This window comes from Nitrosococcus wardiae (genome assembly GCF_004421105.1).
GTDB classification, from domain to species: Bacteria; Pseudomonadota; Gammaproteobacteria; order Nitrosococcales; family Nitrosococcaceae; genus Nitrosococcus; species Nitrosococcus wardiae.
On sequence record NZ_CP038033.1, the window covers coordinates 3,774,467 to 3,797,339 of the forward strand.

Here is a 22,873-nt window from a genome sequence, read left to right on the forward strand (position 1 = left end):
CTGAGGACTAGCCTTCCGCCTGTTGCTTACGACGCCAAGCCACTAAACCCACGCCAGCAAGCACCATACCGCCGCCAAGGCCACCCACAACAGCGCGCTCTACCTGATTATCCAGGTCTAATACGCCGGCAGCTTTAATATCGCCTTCCATCATGGCGACCTTGGTTTTTAGCTTGGCAAACTCCCTAAGCTGGGTATTAGCATCCTGGATATTGGTGTAACGCTCCAGCAACGGACCCCAGCCTTCGGTGTAAGTCCAAAATCCAGGGTTTGCATGAGCAAGCGCTTTATAATGCTTGAGTAAATCCTGCTCCCACATTTTTGCATACTGCAGTTCAACCGCGGTAGGGTTGTTGCCCTTTGCAATAAAGAGCTGGAAGAACTCACCGGGGGCATCATGCTCCGGCTTCGGTGGAGCAGGACGGTTAGTTTTCTGGCCAGGCAACAATCCATCCTCGTATAAGCCTTCAAGGATATGTTTCGCCTCGAGTTGTTTCTTAAGACCAGAAATAATCCCATTATCTATGAATTCTAGATAAGCCTCGGCAAAGGTAGGTGAGTGGCAATTGTTACAGGTTTCTACCCAGGCATCCTGACGATCCTCATACCACTCATGCTCTAGATTGTTGGCGATTTTTTCCTGGGGATTGAAGCCCCACCGCACTTTGCGAACCACGTTATGACCAAACCGCCCTTTATACTCAAAATGACAAAAAGCACAGGTCGGCGCAGTTTGCCCATTTTCTGCGATTGCATCCTTAAGCGGTACTTCCCAGTCCCAGGTATCTCCTAGCATCAGATAGACAGCACCGTGTTTAGAGAATAAGTAGTTTTCATACTCGTTGTGATCAGCCCCATTATGGCAATAACCACAAGCATCTGGCTTGCGGGCTTCTACCGCTGAAAACTGATGGCGAGTATGACAAGTGTCGCAGCGGTTCTGGTTGATATGACACATGGTGCAACCCTCTGCAACCTCCCGATCCTCCATTGCCGCCCAAGTGGCTAGATCGACGTTAGCTTGGTAATCCAGGGCGTGGGATGGACGTCCCGGCGGCCAAACCGGATCCATCTTATTACCCTTCGCATCCGTGGTTGGCCAGATGATGGTATCACGCTCCGATTCTCGCTCGGCGAACTCTTTCAGGTGGCAAGTTCCACAGATGGCTGCATCAGGTAGGCGAAGATCTTCTTTGTGGTGACCTTTTTTAGCGCCAACGCCAACGTGGCAATCAATACAACCAACCTCTTTGAGTTCTTCGTTCTCTCCAAGCTTACCCAAGGACCGAAGGTTATCCTCGACTTCCTTTATCAGCTTCTTCTTGTAATAGCGGGAATCGTCTTTTGGCAGGTTACGGATTTCATCTAAATTCGCGTGGACACTTTTTTTCCAGGCATGGACCCAACCCCGAGTTTCATCTTCATGGCATTCGACACACTCCTCGCGGGTAGCGACCTTGGCCGGTGAACTCGGCGGCTTGTAGTAGGAGTAAGGATCCATATATTGACTGAACGGGACAGGCTCCCAGTATTCAGCATATTTGCCTTCTCCATGTCCTTGCCCTGGATCATAATAACGCTCTGTTACTGCCTCATATAGCTCTTTAGGCGAAGTTTTATACTTATCTAGTCCTAGAGCTTCGTAAAGCTCATCCGGAATATCCGCACTGGCACCGCCCGCGAACAGCAGACTTGCACTGACTACCGCGGCAGTGGCTCGCAAAAGCCTTCCAATTATACTGTCACTCATAATTGACCTCTAATTGCACTGTCACTCACATTGACCTCCTTCACACCCGGGGTCGTAAAGCATAAATACTATAGTTTTTTGTGGTTATAGGGTTTACTGGCCTCAATGGAAAGTACCGCTTAGTGAAAAAATAAAAAGACCATTAGGGCCAGTTTGGTATCACAGCATGGCACCAATGATCGCGCCTATTCAGTGCCAGAATAGCTGCGGGTGGAGCAACTCAGCAACTGATAACCTAGAAAATATAATCCTTCAAACCGCTTACAAACGAGCAAGTGAGGACTGTAATCTAGGACAGCAAAGCCTCAGTATCGCACCTGCAACTGGCGTGAGTATAACAACAAAACAGATCATTGCAATAAAGCCCTGGAGAGGGGGTATCAGATTGAGTCACCTAGACTTGCTGTGGTCCTAAACGTAAGTATATGTACCACTAAAAATGGTACTAACAAGGGCATCTCTACTGGTTCTATAGTAAACATCAAGAAATAGATTTATAATGGGTCCAGATTAACTGTCTTTAATTAAAAAAGCACTAGAGTTAAGGCCTATGCAACTACCGCTGAAGCTAGAGCGCCGGAGCAACCAGACTTTACAAAGTCAGCTTTTCGAACAAATTCGCGGCTTGATCCTGAGCGGTAAATTGAAACCGGGCACGCCTATGCCTGCTACCCGTTCTTTAAGCGAACAGTTGGGGGTCTCCCGCAATACGGTACTTCTAGCTTATGACCGTCTTATTGCTGAGGACTACCTTCAGACCCAGGAAGCCGTAGGCACCTATGTCAATTCCCATTTACCCATGGACTCCTTGGTCCTCAAAGCACCAACACAACCGCTGGTACTTCCTGAAAAACCTCAGGCAAGACGGCATCCAGTATTGTTTCGAGGCCGGGCCCAAAAAGTGGCCAATTCTCAACGAAATCGCCTTGCCATGGATTTTCGAGTGGGACGTTTAGACCCTCATTCTTTTCCGGTCAAAACCTGGCGACGTTTAATTTTACGCCATTTGAGTGCAGGCGGGTCTAACCTGACAGAATATCGAGATCCTGCTGGTATTTTGGCACTGCGAGAGGCCATCGCCAACCACTTAGGACCCGCTCGTGGAATTGCTGTTACCCCGGAGCAAGTCATTGTCGTGAGTGGTAGCCAACAGGCGTTGAACATCGTCGCCCGTTTATTGGTAGGCCAAGGAACACGGGTGGTTACAGAGTGCCCGTGCTACCAGGGAGCCGCTTATGTATTCGAAAGCTATGGCGCCCAACTCCATCCCGTGCCGGTGGATAAATATGGATTACAAGTTTCGAAACTCCCCCCCACACCGGTAAGTTTGGCTTATGTCACCCCGTCTCATCAATACCCCATGGGATCAACCCTATCCCTAAAACGGAGAGTCCAACTACTGGACTGGGCTGGACAAGTGGGGGCGTACTTGATTGAGGATGATTATGACAGCGATTTCCGGCATAATGGATCTCCCTTGACGGCTCTAGCGGGGTTGGACCCTTATGGCTGCGTGATTTACATGGGAACAGTGTCAAAATCGATTGGTGCCGGGCTGCGCCTTGGTTACGTAGTAGTCCCTGGAGAGCTAGTGGAACCTGCAAAAACAGTCAAGGCTTTGCTGGATAGCGGCAATCCTTGGCTTGATCAAGCCGTCCTGGCCGATCTCATCTCCAGCGGTAGCTACGCTAAGCATTTGCGGCAAATCCGACGTATGTACCTGCGCCGCCGCGATTGTCTTATAGCCGCCCTAAAGTCACATTTTGGGGAAGTTACTCTGTCCGGTTTGGAGGGAGGAATGCATGTTGTCTGGCACCTACCTCCGAATTTCCCTACCGCTGCCGAAATACAGGCCATTGCCCAAGAAGTGGGCGTTGGGATTTACACTCTAGAAAGCGGAGGCGCCTACGATTACGGCTACAAGGAATACAGTGAACGCACGCTAGTCTTGGGTTATTCGTCCCTTCCTGAGCTTCAAATTCGCGAGGGAATCGCAAGGGTGGCAACAGCACTAACAAACACTCTGGGCCATTCGAAACAATACCACCCAGACAGTCCGAATGCTGGCCAAAGCAAAGGCCGCCCTTCGCCAAAATCTAAAGTGCTTTCAAACTAATTGCAATTATATCAACAAAGAAAGTCTATAAATTTTTGTTAAGAGGTATCCTATGAAGCAGTCCGATTCTAAACGTCAAAAAAACCAATATTTTCGGAAAGCTGTCAGCTTTGCCTTTGTAGGCTATGTCACCCTCAATACCTTAGCCTACGCGGCAGATTCATCTCCCGCCCTCTTTAATGTCAACAACGAACTTCTCCAACCCAAAGACTATAGAGAGTGGGTCTATGTCGGCACACCGGTCACCCCTAATGACATGAATGATGGTAAGGCTATCGTGCCTGAATTTCATAACATCTATATCGATCCGGAAGGATTTGCTCACTGGAAGAAAACTGGCGAGTTCCGAGACGGGACCATGGTAGTGAAAGAACTTCTCAGCGTGGGCGCCAAAAAGGCATTGACGGGTAATGGTTACTTCATGGGTGAATTCACTGGTTTGGAAGCAGCAGTCAAAGATTCAAAACGGTTTCCTGACGAACCAGGCAATTGGGCTTATTTCATGTTTGGAATGGAATATCCCTTAGCTCGTAAAGCTGCACCCAAACCCACTGCTGAGTGCAATTCATGCCATGAAGCTAATGCCAAGGACGATTGGGTTTTCACTCAATATTATCCTGTCCTTCAGGCTGCAAAACCTAAGAAATAGGGATAGCAAGGAAATACTTTGACATCCTCATGGGGGTAGAAACCAAAGCGTAATTACCCACGAAAAAAAGGGGCGCTTAGCGCCTCTTTTTTTCCTACCGCAAGAGGATCTTATTCCCTCTTCCCAGTGTCGGATCCACTCCAGGAGCGTTCATCAACAAAGTAATGGCGCCACGCATGGCAGCGCTCATGGTGTGATCAACAATGGCATTATTCGTTGACCGGTCGGCTGGAGAAACAATATCCAACATATCCCCTGTTGCCACTGCGACATTATGGGTTTGCACTCCGTAGAGCACATTCTTCGGATTACCATTGACATAGACCCGGTCCCAAATACCCGCGATGGGGTGCAGGGCCACCGGCATGTTAATATTGGCATTTACAAAGTAAATTCGGACCCGTTCACCTGGCTCGGATTGTAATGTCAAGGTAGCGTTCTCATCATGCACTGGATCGTAGTGAAAGATCTTGCCGTTGATAAGGGAAGCTGTCCAATTACGGTTTTCAATCATCGCATCTCCCATGTGCATACTTATTGCCTCCTCCTATGCTGGCGCTCGCTCAATAACGATTTACCTTTAAAGCCGTCATGGTTATGCATGCCATAAGGTTTCTGCATAGACTCGCCGTAGAAAAAGTTTGGATCATATTGTTTGTCTTGCCAGACATACCAATCATTCGATAATGGTCATAGGGCCGCCAGGGAACTTCCCGTTATTAGTGGTATGGTGATCAATCTCGACTTTGGCCACGCTAAGCAGCCATAACTAGCTGATTTATCAAAAAGTCAAGTTCTTGGCGTGGCAATTTTATGCTTTTATCAGTTGATTTTGAGTTTGAAAAAAACTTTGCAGCCCAAATGGATCGTCTGACAAACGCAATCACATCGGAATTTGACCAGCATCCTTTGCCATATCTTTTAATTTAGCGATGGGTTTGCCCTTAGTAGATTTTCTTCCTCGCTTGCCTGGCCTGGGCGGCTCAGGAAATTCATATTTCTAGTTCAGCCGGCTCTTTAGGGTCTACCACAATGGGGCCCCACATACCACGAATCCCCACGTGTTCATTGACATTAACGTGGCAGTGATACCAAAGCGTGCCGGTCTTTTCTGCTTTCCAGTGATAGGTAAAAGTTTCCCCCGCCTCGATGGCATTCTGGGTTACCTCCGGCACACCATCATTACGCCAATTATTTATTTGATAGATGCCGTGCCAATGAATGGTATGGTTGAGAGAAGTGTTATTCACTACATGAACGATGACGTCATCCCCCTCCCTGACATGGATAAGCGGCCCTGGAACTTGGCCGTTAAAAGCAAATACCTGATAGTCCAGACCAGGCGCTACCTTCATACTTATCTCATCAATAGTGATCTCAAATTCTCGCTCTTCCGCCCAAAGTTGGTGAGCCGGCAAGAATACCCCTAACAGGATTAATGCAACCGTGTGTCTCGAAATTAACGTCTGGGTTGTCTAGCATTCTTCTGCCATACTTCAAGAAAACTCATGCAATCCTTCCTCCTTTACTTATTAAGGATCAGCCGAGCAACGGCCCCAATACTAAGGTAAAGCACCTCCGGGCTGGCGTTCCGCTCAAACCATTTACCTCATTAATATGCATTTAAAATGCGTCTTTTTGGTTATACCCATTTATTTTTTTGTTATTACCCCCGAGACTAAATATCTTTATGCTCGGCTAGGGTATTTACTTCCATAAGGCTTGCAGGGACATCCTTGTCACCTGTCTTCGTGCCTCTGAACTACTTCAAAAATACTCAAACTTCCTGTCTAAGCGTTAAGTACTTTTTGCTATCACCAAAAATTTGAGCCATAGAATAAGTTGCTTTTTCCTCCAAAACATCATGCGCCTTCCTGCGCCCTAGGGCTTTCTTGTTCCATGGCCCCTTTAGAACCCACCGCCACGCCTTGCACTCCATCGTGCTCGTTGACATTGATATGATAGTGGTACCAAAAGGTACCTGTTTTCTCTGCTTTCCAGCGATAGGTAAAACTCTCACCTGCTTCGACAGCCTTTTGTATAGACAAGAGTCTTTTTTTCATTTCAGACATACCATCGTTGTGCCAGCTATCCATTTGATAGACACCATGCCAACGAATGGTATGTTTAAAAGGCGTATTGTTCTTTACATGAACAACGAGATCATCGCCTTCATCAACATGGATAAGTGGTCCCTGAATCCGCTCCTCGGAAGAAAACGTACTCATTTCGCCAATGGGAAAATCAAACTCCCAATCTTTCGCTAGAATTTGTTGGGGAGACAAAACTACCCCTAGCAAAAACAAAGCAAACCAAGCCAAGAAGCGGTATCTAGGCTGGGGGGTATTACTTTGCCAAGTGTTGAAAAATTTCATCTGATTACCTCCTCTTTTGCTTACGCCACAATCACCTAAATCGTGCTCGCCTCACAATGGCCCATAGAAAACCGAGGCAAAAAATTTATCGATCTAAAATCCCATTGTGGTGGCTTATCCTTTATAAAATATATTTTATTTACATCTTTATAGATAAATAAAAAGATGTATTTAATATGTATGTTTATTGGTAAATATGTATATCAAATACATCTTTAAGATATTTATATCTTCCCTTAAAAGAAATGTCAAGAAAATTTATTTTCTTGCGACAGCTTAATGCCTTGCAAAGGGATTCGTGGAGATTGGGGCAAGAGCAAGTTGCCAACAGACTAGCTTCAGAATTCCACGTGCTTGCGGAAGCTGCCCACTTAATTGCTATTAATTATGGTCTCGGGAGCAGGGTGCTAGCGAACCACCTCCCCGCGGAAACAATGATGAAGATCACTGGGTAGTAAAATGAGACAGTCAGCAAAGATGGATAACCGTTATGGTATGCTAGCTGCCTAGCGCACCTCAAACGCTTGAATCTCAGGAACTTCTACCGTATCGCACTGGATATCAGCCACCTCTGCTAAGGTTGGCCCCTGCCACAGCCACTGCTTAAGCGCTTCAACTGCCTCCTCTTCTCCCTGCAAAAGAGCTTCAACCCTACCATCAGGAAGATTACGCACCCATCCCCGAACCCCTAACTCCATTGCTTTTTCCCGAGTAGAAGCGCGAAACCATACTCCTTGAACCCGACCATCAATGAGACATCGGACGCAAGCCACCATCATGACCTCCCGCTGTACCTTTCATGGCCCTCAATAGGCACCCCTAGATAAACTCAATAGCATTTTGTCTTACGAGCGTATAAAAACGATAATCTTCTATCCAGGGCAGATATGTCAAGAAGAGTGCCAGAACGAAAAATAACGGCTCAAGCGGCTTGAACAGGAATAGTATTCCGGGTATGAGTGATACGATTTTGATCGTCCAAGTAAATTAAGAGTGGTTTAAATGAACTCATTTCAGAGCGCTCGAGCATCGTATAGGCACAAATAATGAGCCGATCGCCAGGACAAGCCTTATGGGCCGCAGCGCCGTTTACTGAAATAATACCGGAATCGTTCTCAGCCTGTATTGCATATGTGACAAAGCGTTCCCCATTATTTAGATTATAGATATGAATCTGCTCATACTCGTGAATACCCGAGGCATCTAGCAAAGCGCTATCAATAGCACAAGAGCCCTCGTACTCTAACTCGGCGTGGGTCACGCAAGCGCGATGTAACTTGGACTTGAGTAGAGTCAAGTACATGAATTAACAATCCTTCTAACGATAAAAAGCCCAATGTATCTTCTATAATTATACGTCTTAGCCAATTCACTTCAACCGAACAGACACGTTATCGATAAGACGAGCCTTTCCTAGGTATACGGCGGCTAGAATAACCAGATTTTCTTCACCCCCTACCGGCTCAGCTAGATCCTCCGCCCTTCGGATACAAAAATAATCAGGGCGAAGACCTGCGCTTGCCAATATTTGCCAGCCTTCTTCCTCTAAAGTCGAGAAATCGCATCTTCCACCCTTCACCACTTCCGCAGCGTTACTGAGGGCGCCAAAGAGGGCGGGAGCCCTTGCCCGCTCCTCCTCCGTAAGATAGTTATTGCGGGAGCTTAATGCCAAACCATCTTTATCCCGCACCGTAGCCACGCCCTCAATATCTACAGGCATCGCCAGATCGGCAACCATGCGCCGGATAACAAGCAGTTGCTGGTAATCTTTTTCTCCAAATACCGCCACATGAGGCTGTACAATATTGAATAATGCGGTCACCACAGTAGTCACCCCCCGGAAATGTCCTAACCGGGAAGCGCCTTCCAAAATATCTGAAAGTCCGGGTACTTCAACCCGCGTGACATTTTCCAACTGCTGCGGATAGATATCTTCCAGCAAAGGGGCAAAGAGCACCGCAACCCCATGCTCGGCTAACCATTGCTGATCTTTTTCAAAGGTCCGGGGATAACGAGCATAATCATCCTGATCAGTAAATTGGAGAGGGTTAACGAAGATACTGACAACGACCCGATCCGCCAATTGAGCGGCCCGTGCAACCAGAGCCAAATGGCCTGCGTGAAGATTACCCATGGTAGGCACCAATGCTAGCCGTTCCCGGGAAACCCGCCAGCATTCTACAGCACTGCGCACTGCGGCAATAGTTCGTAAGGTTTGCATTAGTAACTCAGCTCAAGAGTAGGGAACTGACCCTTTTTTACCGCACTGACATAGGCCTGAATTGCATTTGGAATACTATCTGCCCCATCAAGAAAATTCCGGCTGAAGCTTGGGGGCTTACCAGGACTAATGCCCAACAGGTCATAAAGTACCAATACTTGGCCATTGCAATCAGGGCCAGCACCACAACTAATGACGGGAATCTCTAATGCCTGTGTGATTTCCTTGCCAAGGCGAGCGGGGACGCATTCCAAAATCAACATATCTGCCCCCGCCTGCTGCAAAATTACCGCATCCTCGTGAATCTCTTGGGCCGAATTCTCTTGCCGGCCCTGTACGCGATAACCCCCAATCCGGTGCACCGATTGGGGCAGCAGTCCTAGGTGAGCGCAGACGGGAATACCCCGTGTAGTGAGTTGCTCCACAGTCTTGCGTAGCAGGCGTCCTCCTTCGAGTTTTACCATTTGCGCCCCCCCTTCACGCATCAGTCGGGCAGCGTTATCAACCGCCTGAGTGGGAGTGGCGTAACTCATGAATGGCATATCTGCCAGAATAAAAGCCCGGTGGCTGCCTCGCACGACGTTCTGGCAATGATAAACCATGTCATCCATAGTGACCGGTAATGTACTCTCTTGTCCCTGGACGACCATGCCTAAGGAATCACCTACGAGCAATGCCTCCACTCCGGCAGTTTCCAGCAAGGCAGCAAAGCTGGCATCATAGGCTGTCAGCATGGCGATCTTCTCGCCCTGCTGTTTCATTTTCCGTAATTTAGTTAAAGTCAAGCGGCTCATAACCGTTGTAAGTCCTGAGGGGAACAGCATTGGGCAAGATCAATCACCCTTCCTCGCCCTGGGACCACCACATGGGAGGCAATTTCTGCTAAGGGATAGAGCACAAAGGCCCGCTCATGCAATTGGGAATGGGGTAGGGTCAACTTCTCCGTAGCAATCTCTAAATCACCGTATAGGAGCAAATCGAGATCCAAAGTGCGCTCACCCCAGTGGCGCTTGCGCACTCGATGATGGCTCTGCTCAATAGCTTGCAGCTTAGCTAGCAAATCAAAAGGTCCCAACTCCGTGTCCAGGACCGCAACTGCATTAATATAATCCGGTTGATCCTGAGGTCCCATCGGAGCGCTTCGGTAGAGCTTAGAATGGGCTACACGGCGGGTTTGAGGCAGAGCAGCGAGCTCAGCCAGGGCTTGACAAACTTGCTCCTGAGGCTGGTTAAGATTGCTGCCTAACCCAATATAAGCTCGAACCATGATCCTTAAGCCTCCGTTGGGGTCGCAGACTTACCCACACGCTTCCTCGGCTTCCGGCGATGGCGGGACTTTGTCACAATCTTAACATAGCGCAAACGTTCCTTTTCCCCCATCTCTTGAATTTTAGTCCACCATTGACAAAGCTCTGCCAGCTCTTCACCCGACTGTGCCCGCAACAAGAGGAAATCATAGGCAGCCCGAAAGCGTGGGTGTTGCAGTAGGCGCAAGGGTCGCTTACCCCGTCGATAAGCAAAGCGCGGCTGCAAATACCAGATCTCGCGCATGGGCAACGAAAACCGCCGGGGCAAAGCCACATGGACGGCCTGATTGGCTAACACAACTTCCGCTGCGTTGCGCATCGCTTGAGCCCCCGGAATCCCTTCTTGCTGATAGCGCTCGGTGAGCTTTCGGGTAGGTTCCCATAGTAAAGCCGCAAATAAAAATGCGGGTGTCACCGGCTTACCCTCTTCAATTCGAACATCCGTGTTGCTCAGCGCCTGAACTAAAAAAATTCGAGGAAAACCCTTTTCCTCTTCAGCTAAACAGGCCTCAGTTTGCGGAAATAACCATTGGAACAAATGAAAATGGCGAAGTAACTCGAAAGTCTGTACAGCGCAACCTCCAAGAAATAGTTTCAATACTTCTTCAAATAACCTCGCCGAAGGTATCTCTTGCAGGGAAGGGGCAAGTTCCCAAATGGGCTTCTCGCTTTCAGGGTGGAAGGTAAAGCCCAACTTAGCGGCAAACCGAACTGCTCTTAACATCCGCACCGGATCTTCCCGGTAACGAGTCACCGGATCACCGATCAAGCGCAATCGACCGGCTTTAAGGTCCTTCATACCCCCTGTGTAATCCACCACAGAGAAATCCCTGATGTTGTAGTATAAAGCGTTAACCGAGAAATCCCTCCGCCAGGCATCCTGTTCCAGAGTTCCGTAAACATTATCGCTCACGATACGCCCATTCTCACTCAACCCTTTCCCTGGAGGGCCGCGAAAAGTAGCCACCTCAATAATATCCCGTCCAAAGCGGACATGGGCTAAACGGAACCGGCGTCCAACCAGCCGACAACTGCGGAATAGATCTCGGATTTGCTCTGGCCTAGCATCTGTGGTTACGTCGAAATCCTTGGGTTCATGGCCAAGCAACAGATCGCGCACGCAACCTCCAACCAAATAGGCGCTAAAGCCTGCTTTTTTCAAACGATATAACACATTGAGAGCAGGCTCGCTAATATTGGCGCGCGAGATCACATGCTCAGAACGAGGAATAATTATGGGCGAATCAATAGCTATAGCTCGTTTATAATTTTCAAGTTAAAAATTAAAATAAATTAGGTCCTTAGGCGCTTGGTATTGGTATATGGAAGGGCATTTAATCCCCTAATTTTTCGCCTCTTCAGTTAACAGGCTTGCAAATACCTTCCCGGACTCTAGCCTACACTATCAGCACCCTTTGAAATATAGGTATTTTACGCATAGATATTTGCCCTCCCAAGATCAATCTCTGCTTGAGCAGCCTGCGAGGATATGTATAATATCAGTTTTTTACTCTGGACACTTGCTGTCGTTAGCTCCCATCGTCTAGCGGTTAGGACACCGCCCTCTCAAGGCGGTAACAGGGGTTCGATTCCCCTTGGGAGCGCCATTTATATATAGTCACTAACTACTATCATTGTTTTATACTCCAGAATTGACCATCACACCCTATCTGCCTTAACATCAGCAAGGTAGTCCTTACCTCCAGTATCCCATTAATATGGGGCTACGGCGGAACTAATGTAATCCAAATATATTGAGCATACTTGCTCCCCTCCATAGGGGGACTAGTGTTGTTTCGGTTCCAAGAAGCTGCTGCCATAGTGAATAGAAACTCTTCTAGGCGGGGGTAGGGATAAGCTTCCTCAAATTACTTTTTTGCTCATTGTAGCTTTGTAATTAGGAGATCCTAATTGTGCTGAAATCAAAACACCTCTTGCTAATCTCAACGGTGATTGCATCTTCTACTGCCCTTCCCCTTTTTGCAGAACAGCAACATCAACATGCTGCCCACAGGAATCTCCTCGGAAACCTCCCTGCCGATAAAGTCGAGGAAATCCGTGCTCTGGAAAATCCTTTACCTAAATCGCCCGATGCCATCGCAAAGGGTAAGAAAATTTATGAAGGTAAAGGCGGGTGCGCCAATTGCCATGGGCAAACAGGCGCAGGAGATGGACCCATGGCTGCCGAGCTAGATCCTCCTCCGCGCAATTTCCAAGCACATCCTACCTGGTTACATCATAGCGAAGGAGAAATTTTCTGGGCCATCAAACATGGTATCCCGGGATCAACTATGCCCTCCTTCGACGGTATTCTGACTGATAAGGAGATTTGGGCACTATTAAGCTTTTTACCCACCCTCACTGCCACCTCGGAAAAAGGCATGAAGGCAGAAGATCACCATCAGCATGAGCATGATCATGGACATTCCGAAACTAATGCTTCGGAAAAAGATCATGGGCATAAGCAAGAGCACGGACACTAAGATTTGGATAGCCAATGACCCCCACCTCCAAAAGGGCCGGAATTTGTCCCTTTGGCACAAGCGCGGAAACCTCGGACTGCTGTCCGAGGAGGAAGCGCCCAATTATGGACTGCCCTAGGGCTTTTACCCCAACCCTTTTGCAATTTTGCAGGGAGCTTATTGACACTTACTCATAACTACACTTTACTGTTTAGTAGATAAAGGGGTTAATCGCTATTAGGAAAGATATAATTATTTGATAGAACTGGGTTTTTCACAGGAGCAGCCATGGCACAGGGCCTTTCAAACAAACAACGCAGTGAACTTAAGCAAAAGCTACAACAGCGGTTTGATGAACTGCGGGAACAGGTACGACAGGAACTTCGGGAGAGCGACAATAAACACTACATTGAGCTTGCCGGTAAAGTACATGATCCAGAAGAGGCCTCCCTTGCTGATCTCCTCGTAGATCTCGATCTGGCCATAATTGACCTTCACATTGAGGAAATTCGGGACATTGAGCATGCGCTGATGCGCTTTCCCATGGGCAGTTATGGCACCTGTACCGATTGCGGCACCAACATAGATTATCAGCGCCTTCAAGCTAATCCAGCGGCAAAACGATGTCTTGATTGTCAAGCCAAGCACGAGCAGACCCACGCGGAAAAAGCTCATCCAACCCTATAACTAAGCTACTGCTTCTCCCCCGGGGAAGTGCAGTCAGGCCCCGCTTATTTTAGCCTTCTTCTTTCCTTTCCTGACCAAGGCTGCAACAGACCCAGTGCCGATAGGTAATGAAACCCCTACTACAACCTTTGGTCGTCAACGATCCCTTTGATGATCCCGTCCTCTATCTGGACTTTCTCTTTGAGAAACGAGCCCTGTTGTTTGACCTAGGAGATATCCGAGCTCTTCCTGCACGAAAGATTCTCCGCCTTAGTGAGATCTTCGTTTCCCACACCCATATGGACCATTTTGCAGATTTTGACTGGTTATTACGGTTGGTTCTGGGGAGGGAGAAGCGATTACGGCTATTCGGCCCCCCTGGTTTTATCGACCATCTCAAACATAAGCTGGGGGCCTACAGTTGGAACCTAGTCCATAACTACGAGAATAACCTAGACCTTATCGTCACCGAACTACACCCTGAGGAAACCGGTCGGCAGGCAATTTTTCGCTGTCGCCGGGCCTTTGCCCAGGAGCATCAAGAAGATCCAGAACTTCTCGCGGGTATACTAGTGGATGAACCTAGCTTTAGGGTACGTGCCAAGGTCCTAGACCACGGCATTCCCTGTCTAGGCTTTGCGGTTGAGGAGAGCCAGCATATCAACATATGGAAGAACCGTCTGGAAGAGATGGGGCTATCTGTAGGCCCCTGGCTACGGGATTTAAAACAGGCCATCTTAACCGGACAGCCTGATGAAACCCCCATAAGGATTTGGGCGCAGAAAAATAAAGAAGAGCACCCAAAGTTCCTGTCCCTTGGCTTACTCAAACAACGTGTTTTGCATATCGCACCAGGGCAAAAAATCAGCTACATCGTGGATATAGGCTATTCAGAGAGTAACCTCCAAAAGGTAGTGGAATTGATTCAGGACTCTCATCTCCTGTTCATCGAAACCACTTTTCTCCATAAAGATGCAAAAATGGCAGCAGAAAAATATCACCTTACCGCCCGACAGGCCGGCTGGATTGCCCGAGAGGCGAGAGTCAAACAACTTATCCCCATCAACTTCTCACCCCGCTATTCTGACCAGCGGCAAGAGCTAATAGCAGAAGCCCAAGAAGCATTTGGGAGATGGAGATAACCATGGGATAAAAAAATGCTTACCTCCAGCAACAGGCCTTATTCGAGGGCTGACGGATTGGCTTTTCCACCCAAACTTTGCTCTTTTGCCCTGGAGGAGGGACCCATTTCACCTTCCGGCGGTAAACCCTCTGTAAATTCCACTAGATCGGCACGGAAAGTAATTCTAGGAATAGAGAAAAGAATGAAAAAGGGTGAGCTTTTCTGTTGGCTCACATTGGCAAGGGCTTGGGCTTTTCCTGTAGAAACGCCAGCCTTTTGGTAAAGCTCTGTTATTGCATTTGCATAACTCACCGGCTTTAGCGTAATTAAACCCAATAACTTAAACCCCCAACTGCTACCCGTCACATCGGCCTTCACAATTCTATAGTTCTTCTTAGACAAATTTACAGAGGTTACTGTCCACATGGGCGTGGGAGAAGAAGCCGAGGTAAGGGGCATTGCGGACATAGTGGCAGGAAAAGGACAGCCCGTGAACAATAAAGGGGTTAACAGCACTACAAAGTATTTTTTCATCCTATTTGCCTCAAGCGCCTGGGTTAAGCTTTACTTGCTACTATAGTTCATTGCTTGGATTGTTAGATTTTTGATACGCACCTTAGGAGAAGATCAATGGCTAACGGCGCACTGGGACGTCTAAAGGGCCTTTCCGAGGCCGATCGCCAACAAATCGAAGCAACCCAGGCAATGCTAGGACCAGAGCCTGAACGCATGGGGTTTGTGAAAAACCTCTTTTGGGGAAATTTCCGGGAAGAATTGATCTTCCCCTTCCCCGAAGTCAATCCAGAGGAAACCGCTCGTTGCGAGCAACTCCTTAGCGAGTTGGAAGAGTATCTGCAAAATGAGCACCCTGCTATCGCCATTGATCAGGAGCAAAAAATCCCAGAGTGGGTGATCAAGCGTCTGTTCAGCATGGGAATCATGGGGATGATCGTCCCTAAGGAGTATGGAGGCGGTGGCTTTGGAATTACCAGCTATAATCGGGTACTCTCCCGGATTGGGCGGCATTGCGGCTCAACCGCAGTAGTGGTCTCTGCCCACCAATCCATTGGTTGCGGCGCTATCATCCTGTTTGGGACAGAAACACAAAAAAAACGCTTCCTTCCCCCCATGGCCCAGGACTATCTCAGCGCCTTTTGCCTTTCCGAACCTAATGTGGGCTCCGATGCGGGTGGTCAAGAAACCCGCTGCGAGCTTTCTGAGGATGGTCAATTTTATATCCTCAATGGCGAAAAAAAATGGGCTTCCTCCGCCGCCCTCTCGGGCCTCTTTACCGTCCTGGCCAAACAAAAGATCCAGCACCCACAAACCGGAAAAGAAAAAGAGCAAATCACTGCCCTCATCTGCACTCCGGATATGGAAGGCATTGATATCTACTCCCGCAATCGCAGCAAGTGCGGAATTCGAGGGAGCTGGCAAGCTAGAATCCGCTTTCACAACGTCAGGGTTCCTAAGGAAAACCTTCTCCACCAAGAAGGAAAAGGGCTTAAAGTCGCTCTCACTTGCCTAGATTATGGTCGCTGTACCCTGTCGGCTGGAATGGTGGGGGCAGCTGCCATGGCCTACGAGCAAGCGGTAAAGTGGGCTCAATACCGCTATCAGTTTGGCCGTCCTCTGGCTGAATTTGAACAAATTCAAGCCAAAATCGCTGCCATGGCGGCCTATTGTTATGCCATGGAGGCCATGCTCTACATGACGACCGGCATGCTAGATCGCCATGATGAGGACATCATGCTAGAGACGGGGATTTGCAAGGTCTTTTGCTCGGAGATGGGTTACCGGGTCATTGATGAAGCCCTCCAAGTCATGGGAGGCGAAAGCTATATGACCGAGAACGAAATCGAACGCCTATGGCGAGATAGCCGGATCAACCTCATTGTCGAGGGAGCTAACGAGGTGATGCTAAGTTTTATTTTTGGCTATGGCTCGAAACAACTCGGCGATTCCCTCTTAAAAATTGCAGAAAATCCTATAAAGCATTTGGGTCAGGCACTGCAGTTAAGCGTCGAGCTTTTCCTAAGAATAAAAAAACAACGGCCGAGAATCACCTGTGTTCACCCCTCCCTAGCGCCCCTGAAAGAGAAGCTGGAAAACTATACCCAGCAGCTCTCCCATCAAACCAAGCGCATGTTCCATAAACACCGGGAAAAGCTTATCACCCGGCAACTGCTCCAGGCACGGCTAAGTTGGATTGCCATCTGGCTCTACGCCATGAGTTGCAGCCTGTCTTATCTGGACCGAAATTTTCGATTAGGAACGAAAAGCGAGCACATCGGTCCTCAAAGGGCAATGGTCGAACATTTCTTTGATTTGGCCAGCCGGGCCATTGAACAAAATTTCCAGACCCTAGAAAAGAATCCAGACGGAACCCTCCATGCCGCAGCTCAAGCCGCTTTGCGCCAAGTCGACCAGCTCCCAAACGCCGACTACGTGCTCCCAGAAAAAACCCCAGTCAAAGAAGCACAGGGGACCGGCCGTCAGCCCGATCAATCCCCTATCCAGCAATTCGGCTCAGGCCGGTTCACTCCCTAGGCGAAAAAACTAATTGATACCGGCGGGGATGAGAAGCCAGAAAAACCCACCCTCAAAACTTTTCCTGGGGAACTTATAACTCCCCCTTGACACCCTCAAAAAAGACCTTATATTTATTTAGCACTCTCCATTACAGGGTGCTAAATCCAAAACATTTTTTTATTAGAAACATGGTCCTAAATCATTTTTCGAGGGTGATTTCATGAATATCCGACCATTGCACGATCGGGTTATTGTCAAGCGTTCTGAAAAAGAACATATCTCCCCAGGTGGGATTATGATCCCGGATACCTCAACCGAAAAACCTATCCGCGGTGAGATCGTTGCCGTAGGCAACGGTAAAGTTCTCCATGAGGGGCAGCTCCGTCCATTGGAAGTCAAAACCGGCGACCAAGTGTTGTTTGGAAAGTATGCGGGTACCGAAGTCAAAATTGACGGCGAGGAAATGCTGGTCATGCGCGAAGATGACATCATCGCTGTCTTCGAAGGTTAAGCAACTGAAATGATTACACTAAACCCTGGAATTATTAAGCTAAGTGCTGCGAGGTAAAAGCAAACATGGCTGCTAAGATGATTGATTTCGGTGAGGATGCGCGCCATCGTCTACTGCATGGCGTCAATGTTCTTGCTAATGCGGTCAAAGTAACCCTAGGCCCCAAGGGACGCAACGTGGTACTGGAAAAAGCTTTTGGCGCGCCTACCATCACGAAGGATGGCGTTACTGTAGCCAAAGAAGTTGAGCTTAAAGGTAAATTTGAAAACATGGGCGCCCAGATGGTCAAGGAAGTGGCCTCCAAAACTGCTGATGTGGCGGGTGACGGCACCACTACCGCTACCGTCTTGGCGCAATCCCTACTCCGCGAAGGGTTGAAATCCGTAGCGGCAGGAATCGACCCCATGAACATTAAACGGGGTATCGACAAAGCGGTGGAAGCAGCGGCAGCAGAATTAAAAAAGCTTTCTAAACCTTGCGAAGACAGCAAAGCCATTGCCCAAGTGGGCACGATTTCCGCCAATGCTGATGAATCTGTAGGCAAAATCCTTGCCAATGCCATGGAAAAAGTAGGCAAAGATGGGGTCATCACCGTGGAAGAAGGCTCCGGCCTGGAAAATGAGCTGGAGGTGGTGGAAGGGATGCAATTTGATCGGGGCTATCTCTCCCCCTACTTTATCAACCACAAGCAAAACATGAGCGTCGAGCTGGAAGATCCCTACATCTTGTTGCACGACAAGAAAATTTCCAATATCCGCGATCTGCTCCCTGTTCTCGAAGCCGTAGCCAAGTCGGGTAAATCACTGCTGATCATCTCTGAGGATATAGAGGGGGAGGCCCTAGCAACGCTGGTGGTGAATACCATCCGCGGTATTCTCAAGGTAGCGGCAGTCAAAGCACCGGGTTTTGGGGATCGGCGCAAAGCCATGTTAGAGGATATTGCCGTCCTGACCGGAGGAACCGTTATCGCCGAAGAATTGGGCCTTAGCTTAGAAAAGGCCACCCTGGATGACTTGGGCAACGCCAAAAAAGTCCAGATCACTAAGGAAGATACGACCATTGTTAGCGGTGCGGGCAAGAAAGACAACATCGCTGGCCGGGTGGCCCAGATCCGCAAACAGATAGAAGAGACCACCTCAGACTATGACCGGGAGAAGCTGGAAGAGCGCCTAGCCAAACTGGCTGGTGGGGTGGCGGTAATTAAGGTGGGCGCCGCGACCGAAGTTGAAATGAAGGAAAAGAAAGCCCGCGTTGAGGATGCCCTGCATGCTACCCGGGCAGCCGTAGAAGAAGGTGTTGTCCCTGGTGGAGGTGTTGCCCTCATTCGAGCGTTAAAGGGTATCAAAGACCTAAAAGGTGACAACCGTGCCCAAGAGGTGGGAATCAATATTGCCCGCCGCGCCATGGAAGAGCCCCTGCGGCAAATTATTTCTAATGCCGGTGGGGAAGCTTCCATTATCCTGGCAAAGGTCGCCGAGGGCAAGGATAACTTTGGCTACAACGCAGCCACCGATAAGTTTGGCGATATGATCGAAATGGGTATCCTGGACCCTACCAAAGTCACCCGTTCCGCCTTGCAAAACGCCGCCTCCATTGCCGGTTTAATGATTACCACCGAAGCCATGGTGGCAGAACTGCCTAAGAAGGAAAAAGCCGGAGCAGGTATGCCTGGAGGTGAAATGGAAGAATTTTAATTTGTAAAGCACATGATTTGATAGCTCTCTAAGCCCTGCTTATGGCAGGGCTTAGGCTCCAGTTCCCTAAAGCCCCCAAGCTTTTTTCTCAAATACTGTTATTAAATAAAATCTAGCAAGGAGAGACTGCTTCTAGTTAACTATACTGTGGAAACCTGACCAAGGTATATTTTTTAACAGGATTAAAAATCATGAAAATTGCCCAGGTTGCCCCCCTTTATGAAAGTGTTCCACCGCAATACTATGGAGGAACAGAGCGAGTCGTCTCTTATCTAACCGAAGAACTTGTGAACCAAGGACACGAGGTTACCCTCTTTGCCAGTGGTGACTCTACCACCAAAGCCAAGCTCTACCCCATAGTAGACCGTGCGTTACGGCTTGATCAGCGCTGTCAGGATCCTTCGGTACACCATGTTCTCCTGGTGGATAAGGTCGCAAAGCTAGCGCCCACCTTTGATATTGTTCACTTTCACATCGACTACTTACATTTTCCCCTGACCCGAGCGCTTCAAATTCCTCATATTACGACTCTCCATGGACGACTCGATATCCCCGACCTGGCTCCCTTATACCAGAGTTTTCCAGACATGCCCTTGGTATCCATCTCCCAAGACCAACGGCGTCCCTTGCCTTTGGCGAATTGGCAAGCCACTGTCTATCATGGTTTACCCGAGAACCTCTATACTTTTCGCCCGTATTCCAAAGGCTACCTCGCCTTTCTTGGCCGTATCTCACCAGAAAAACGCGTGGACCGGGCCATCGAAATCGCCATCCGTACCGGCATGGAAATCCGCATTGCGGCCAAAGTAGACAAAGCCGATAAAGAGTATTTTGAAGAACGAATCAAACCCCTGCTAGCCCACCCCCTCGTCCACTACATTGGAGAAATTGGCGAAAAGGAAAAAAATGATTTTCTAGGCCAAGCGTACGCATTGCTGTTCCCTATCGATTGGCCTGAACCCTTTGGCTTAGTCATGATTGAGGCGATGGCTTGTGGCACTCCTGTGATTGCCTACCGCCGAGGTTCTGTCCCCGAAGTGCTGCAAGATGGTGAAACGGGCTTTATTGTGGAAAATTTAGATGAAGCATTAACGGCAGTAGAGAGAATCGGTCAAATAAGTCGCCTGCGTTGCCGTCAAGTATTTGAAAAACGGTTTTCTACGCGACGCATGGCCAAAGATTACCTTGAAGTATATCAGGCCATTCTCGAGGCACCTGTCTTCCAGCCTAGATTGGTAAGCTAGACTCATTCGTACATAGGCTAAGGCAAACTATGCAAGTACATGATGTTATACGCATCAATGATCAATGGTACGTCCTTGCTAACTCATCACGGGCCGATGAGCGTACCTCCGTGCTCAAACACGGCGAAACTTTCGCGGTGCTTGACCGTTATGGCGACATTCAACACCTAGGCTTAGGGGAGCAGGGAATTTACCATGAAGACACCCGTTTTCTCTCTTACTTTGAATTCAACATTAATGGGCGGCGACCACTGCTCCTCAATTCCACCGTTAAACAAGACAATACCCTCTTGGCGGTGGATCTCACCACACCGGACCTCTACGAAAATGACCAGCTTGTCATTCACAAAGGAATCATACATATCTTGCGTAGCAAGCTACTGTGGGATGGCGTGCATTATGAGCATATGTGTCTTTTCAATTATGGAGACAAGCCCCTCACTCTCAACTTAGATTTTCGTTTTGGTGCTGACTATGCGGATATCTTCGAAGTCCGGGGAAGTAAACGCCTAAAGCGTGGCCACGATCTGCCCGTGCAGCATGCCAAGCAAGAACTCGTATTTGGTTATCAAGGCCTGGATAAGAAAACACGCCATACCCGTATTCTCTTCAGTCAGCCGCCACTTAAACAGGATAATAATGGCAAAGTTCACTTTTCTGTTCAGTTATCACCCAAAGAGGAAAAGCTGCTTTATTTTACTATCGCTTGCGAAACGGAAAATAGAAAGTCTTCAATTCTAGATTATAAAACAGCACTCACCCGTAATGATAATGAGGTAGCCACCGCTAGCAAGGAGAGAGGCCACGTTTTTACCAGTAACGAGCAGTTCAATGACTGGTTTAATCGATCAACAGCGGACCTACAAATGCTAACTACCCGCACCGGCCAAGGCGATTATCCTTATGCCGGTGTGCCCTGGTTCAGCACCCCTTTTGGCCGAGACGGGATTATCACAGCGTTACAATATTTATGGATCAACCCCCAGTTAGCCCGGGGAGTCTTAAGTTTTCTTGCGGCAACTCAAGCAAAAGAAACCAATCCGGCCCAGGATGCTGAACCCGGAAAGATTCTCCATGAGACCCGCCAAGGAGAAATGGCAGCGCTCCATGAAGTGCCTTTTTGGCGCTACTATGGCAGTGTAGATGCCACACCTTTGTTTATCGTGTTGGCGGGAGCCTATTACCAGCGTACCGGCAACCGACTCTTTTTGGAGACTATTTGGCCTAATATAGAACGGGCGCTTGATTGGATCGACCGTTATGGCGATTGCGATGGGGATGGCTTTGTAGAGTATGGGCGGCATAGCGCTGACGGTCTGACCCACCAAGGATGGAAAGATTCTGATGATTCAGTTTTCCACCAAGACGGCAGCCCTGCACAAGGCCCCATTGCACTATGTGAAGTGCAGGGTTATGTTTATAAAGCCAAAAAAACAGCCGCCAAACTGGCTGCTTTATTCGGTAAAACAGACCGCGCTGTAGAATTGGCACAACAGGCAGAAAAACTAAAGGAAAAATTCAACCAAGTCTTCTGGTGCGAGGAGATAAGCACCTTTGCCCTAGCGCTGGACAGCGATAAGCGTCCTTGCAAAGTCATCTCGTCCAATGCGGGCCATACCCTTTTTAGTGGAATTGCTAATCCTGAATATGCACGACGCTTGTCGGAAACGCTGCTTAACGAGGCTTCTTTCAGCGGCTGGGGTATCCGCACCCTTGCCAGCACTGAATGCCGTTTCAACCCCATGTCCTACCATAATGGCTCTATCTGGCCCCACGATAATGCCATCATCGCCATGGGGCTAGCCCGCTATGGATTTAAAGCGCAGGCATTACGGGTTCTGACGGGCTTATTCGACGCCAGTATTATGATGGATTTGCACCATCTACCTGAATTATTTTGTGGTTTTGACCGCCAACCTAGTCAAGGGCCGACCCTTTATCCGGTCGCCTGCCTACCCCAAGCCTGGGCAAGTGGTACGGTATTTTATCTGCTTCAAGCCTGTCTCGGCTTAACCTGCTCTGAAGAAAAACCCCAATTGCGGTTTCATCACCCCCGGCTGCCGGATTATATTCAGCGCCTTGAAATCACAAACTTACGCTTTGGCAATGCCGTGATTGACCTCACACTGAGGCGCCACTTGCATGATGTGGGGGTTAATGTGCTGCGCAAGGAGGGCGATGTGGAAGTTGCGGTCATCCTTTGAGAACAGGTCTCCGCCTTGA

Annotated in this window: 21 protein-coding genes and 1 tRNA gene; 11 read left to right on the forward strand and 11 right to left on the reverse strand. The window is 48.6% G+C overall.

Features of this window, described 5'->3' with window-relative positions:
* Positions 1-7 precede the first annotated feature (7 nt).
* Entirely contained in the window at positions 8-1,750 is a 1,743-nt protein-coding gene (locus E3U44_RS17775) for a multiheme c-type cytochrome (RefSeq protein ID WP_134359399.1), read from the reverse strand.
* Positions 1,751-2,300: 550 nt separating this feature from the next.
* Between E3U44_RS17775 and pdxR the strand changes: the two genes are divergently transcribed.
* Positions 2,301-3,866, forward strand: a complete 1,566-nt coding sequence (gene pdxR, locus E3U44_RS17780; RefSeq protein WP_134359400.1) for a MocR-like pyridoxine biosynthesis transcription factor PdxR — start codon at positions 2,301-2,303, stop codon at positions 3,864-3,866.
* Between the two features lie 52 nt (positions 3,867-3,918).
* Positions 3,919-4,515 carry a cytochrome P460 family protein gene (locus E3U44_RS17785; RefSeq protein ID WP_134359401.1) on the forward strand — a complete coding sequence of 199 codons (597 nt, stop codon included), beginning with the start codon at positions 3,919-3,921 and terminating at the stop codon, positions 4,513-4,515.
* 94 nt (positions 4,516-4,609) lie between these two features.
* Here the strand turns inward: E3U44_RS17785 and E3U44_RS17790 are convergent, their stop codons facing one another.
* From E3U44_RS17790 to pcnB, 9 genes are all read right to left on the reverse strand, one after another.
* Positions 4,610-5,047: a cupredoxin domain-containing protein gene (locus E3U44_RS17790; protein WP_206054838.1), complete on the reverse strand. Its 438-nt coding sequence runs from the start codon at positions 5,045-5,047 to the stop codon at positions 4,610-4,612.
* A gap of 460 nt (positions 5,048-5,507) precedes the next feature.
* On the reverse strand, positions 5,508-5,933 hold the full coding sequence (locus E3U44_RS17800; protein WP_206054839.1) for a multicopper oxidase domain-containing protein: 426 nt from the start codon (positions 5,931-5,933) through the stop codon (positions 5,508-5,510).
* A gap of 444 nt (positions 5,934-6,377) precedes the next feature.
* Positions 6,378-6,890 (reverse strand): multicopper oxidase domain-containing protein, encoded by a 513-nt coding sequence (locus E3U44_RS17805; RefSeq protein ID WP_134359402.1) that lies wholly within the window; start codon positions 6,888-6,890, stop codon positions 6,378-6,380.
* 506 nt (positions 6,891-7,396) lie between these two features.
* Positions 7,397-7,666 (reverse strand): acylphosphatase, encoded by a 270-nt coding sequence (locus tag E3U44_RS17810; protein ID WP_134359913.1) that lies wholly within the window; start codon positions 7,664-7,666, stop codon positions 7,397-7,399.
* Positions 7,667-7,812: 146 nt separating this feature from the next.
* Positions 7,813-8,193 (reverse strand): aspartate 1-decarboxylase, encoded by a 381-nt coding sequence (panD, locus tag E3U44_RS17815; protein ID WP_134359403.1) that lies wholly within the window; start codon positions 8,191-8,193, stop codon positions 7,813-7,815.
* Positions 8,194-8,259: 66 nt separating this feature from the next.
* Positions 8,260-9,111, reverse strand: a complete 852-nt coding sequence (gene panC / locus E3U44_RS17820) for a pantoate--beta-alanine ligase (RefSeq protein ID WP_134359404.1) — start codon at positions 9,109-9,111, stop codon at positions 8,260-8,262.
* Positions 9,111-9,905 (reverse strand): 3-methyl-2-oxobutanoate hydroxymethyltransferase, encoded by a 795-nt coding sequence (panB, locus tag E3U44_RS17825; RefSeq protein WP_134359405.1) that lies wholly within the window; start codon positions 9,903-9,905, stop codon positions 9,111-9,113. The genes panC and panB overlap by 1 nt, the downstream gene beginning before the upstream one ends.
* Positions 9,902-10,378 carry a 2-amino-4-hydroxy-6-hydroxymethyldihydropteridine diphosphokinase gene (gene folK / locus E3U44_RS17830; RefSeq protein WP_134359406.1) on the reverse strand — a complete coding sequence of 159 codons (477 nt, stop codon included), beginning with the start codon at positions 10,376-10,378 and terminating at the stop codon, positions 9,902-9,904. Before folK ends, panB begins: the two co-directional genes overlap by 4 nt.
* Positions 10,379-10,383: 5 nt before the next feature.
* Positions 10,384-11,652 (reverse strand): polynucleotide adenylyltransferase PcnB, encoded by a 1,269-nt coding sequence (gene pcnB / locus E3U44_RS17835; RefSeq protein ID WP_276321993.1) that lies wholly within the window; start codon positions 11,650-11,652, stop codon positions 10,384-10,386.
* Positions 11,653-11,950: 298 nt separating this feature from the next.
* Between pcnB and E3U44_RS17840 the strand changes: the two genes are divergently transcribed.
* The 4 genes from E3U44_RS17840 (at position 11,951) to E3U44_RS17855 (ending at position 14,688) form a co-directional block, all read left to right on the forward strand.
* Positions 11,951-12,025 (forward strand) — tRNA-Glu (locus tag E3U44_RS17840).
* Between the two features lie 306 nt (positions 12,026-12,331).
* The gene (locus tag E3U44_RS17845) at positions 12,332-12,901 is read left to right on the forward strand and encodes a c-type cytochrome (protein ID WP_134359408.1); all 570 of its coding nucleotides are present in this window, start codon (positions 12,332-12,334) and stop codon (positions 12,899-12,901) included.
* Between the two features lie 267 nt (positions 12,902-13,168).
* The gene (locus tag E3U44_RS17850; protein ID WP_134359409.1) at positions 13,169-13,567 is read left to right on the forward strand and encodes a TraR/DksA family transcriptional regulator; all 399 of its coding nucleotides are present in this window, start codon (positions 13,169-13,171) and stop codon (positions 13,565-13,567) included.
* Between the two features lie 107 nt (positions 13,568-13,674).
* Complete coding sequence (locus E3U44_RS17855; RefSeq protein WP_134359410.1) at positions 13,675-14,688, forward strand: ribonuclease Z; 1,014 nt, start codon at positions 13,675-13,677, stop codon at positions 14,686-14,688.
* Positions 14,689-14,726: 38 nt separating this feature from the next.
* Here the strand turns inward: E3U44_RS17855 and E3U44_RS17860 are convergent, their stop codons facing one another.
* Entirely contained in the window at positions 14,727-15,095 is a 369-nt protein-coding gene (locus tag E3U44_RS17860; RefSeq protein ID WP_206054840.1) for a DUF6567 family protein, read from the reverse strand.
* Positions 15,096-15,299: 204 nt separating this feature from the next.
* On the opposite strand from E3U44_RS17860, the gene E3U44_RS17865 reads away from it, so the two are divergent.
* From E3U44_RS17865 to E3U44_RS17885, 5 genes are all read left to right on the forward strand, one after another.
* Positions 15,300-17,219, forward strand: a complete 1,920-nt coding sequence (locus E3U44_RS17865) for an acyl-CoA dehydrogenase family protein (protein WP_134359411.1) — start codon at positions 15,300-15,302, stop codon at positions 17,217-17,219.
* A 202-nt stretch (positions 17,220-17,421) separates the two neighbouring features.
* Positions 17,422-17,712 (forward strand): co-chaperone GroES, encoded by a 291-nt coding sequence (gene groES / locus E3U44_RS17870; protein WP_134359412.1) that lies wholly within the window; start codon positions 17,422-17,424, stop codon positions 17,710-17,712.
* A gap of 65 nt (positions 17,713-17,777) precedes the next feature.
* Entirely contained in the window at positions 17,778-19,406 is a 1,629-nt protein-coding gene (gene groL / locus E3U44_RS17875) for a chaperonin GroEL (RefSeq protein WP_134359413.1), read from the forward strand.
* A gap of 191 nt (positions 19,407-19,597) precedes the next feature.
* Positions 19,598-20,650, forward strand: a complete 1,053-nt coding sequence (locus E3U44_RS17880; protein ID WP_134359414.1) for a glycosyltransferase family 4 protein — start codon at positions 19,598-19,600, stop codon at positions 20,648-20,650.
* A gap of 29 nt (positions 20,651-20,679) precedes the next feature.
* On the forward strand, positions 20,680-22,854 hold the full coding sequence (locus E3U44_RS17885) for an amylo-alpha-1,6-glucosidase (protein WP_134359415.1): 2,175 nt from the start codon (positions 20,680-20,682) through the stop codon (positions 22,852-22,854).
* Positions 22,855-22,873: the final 19 nt, after the last annotated feature.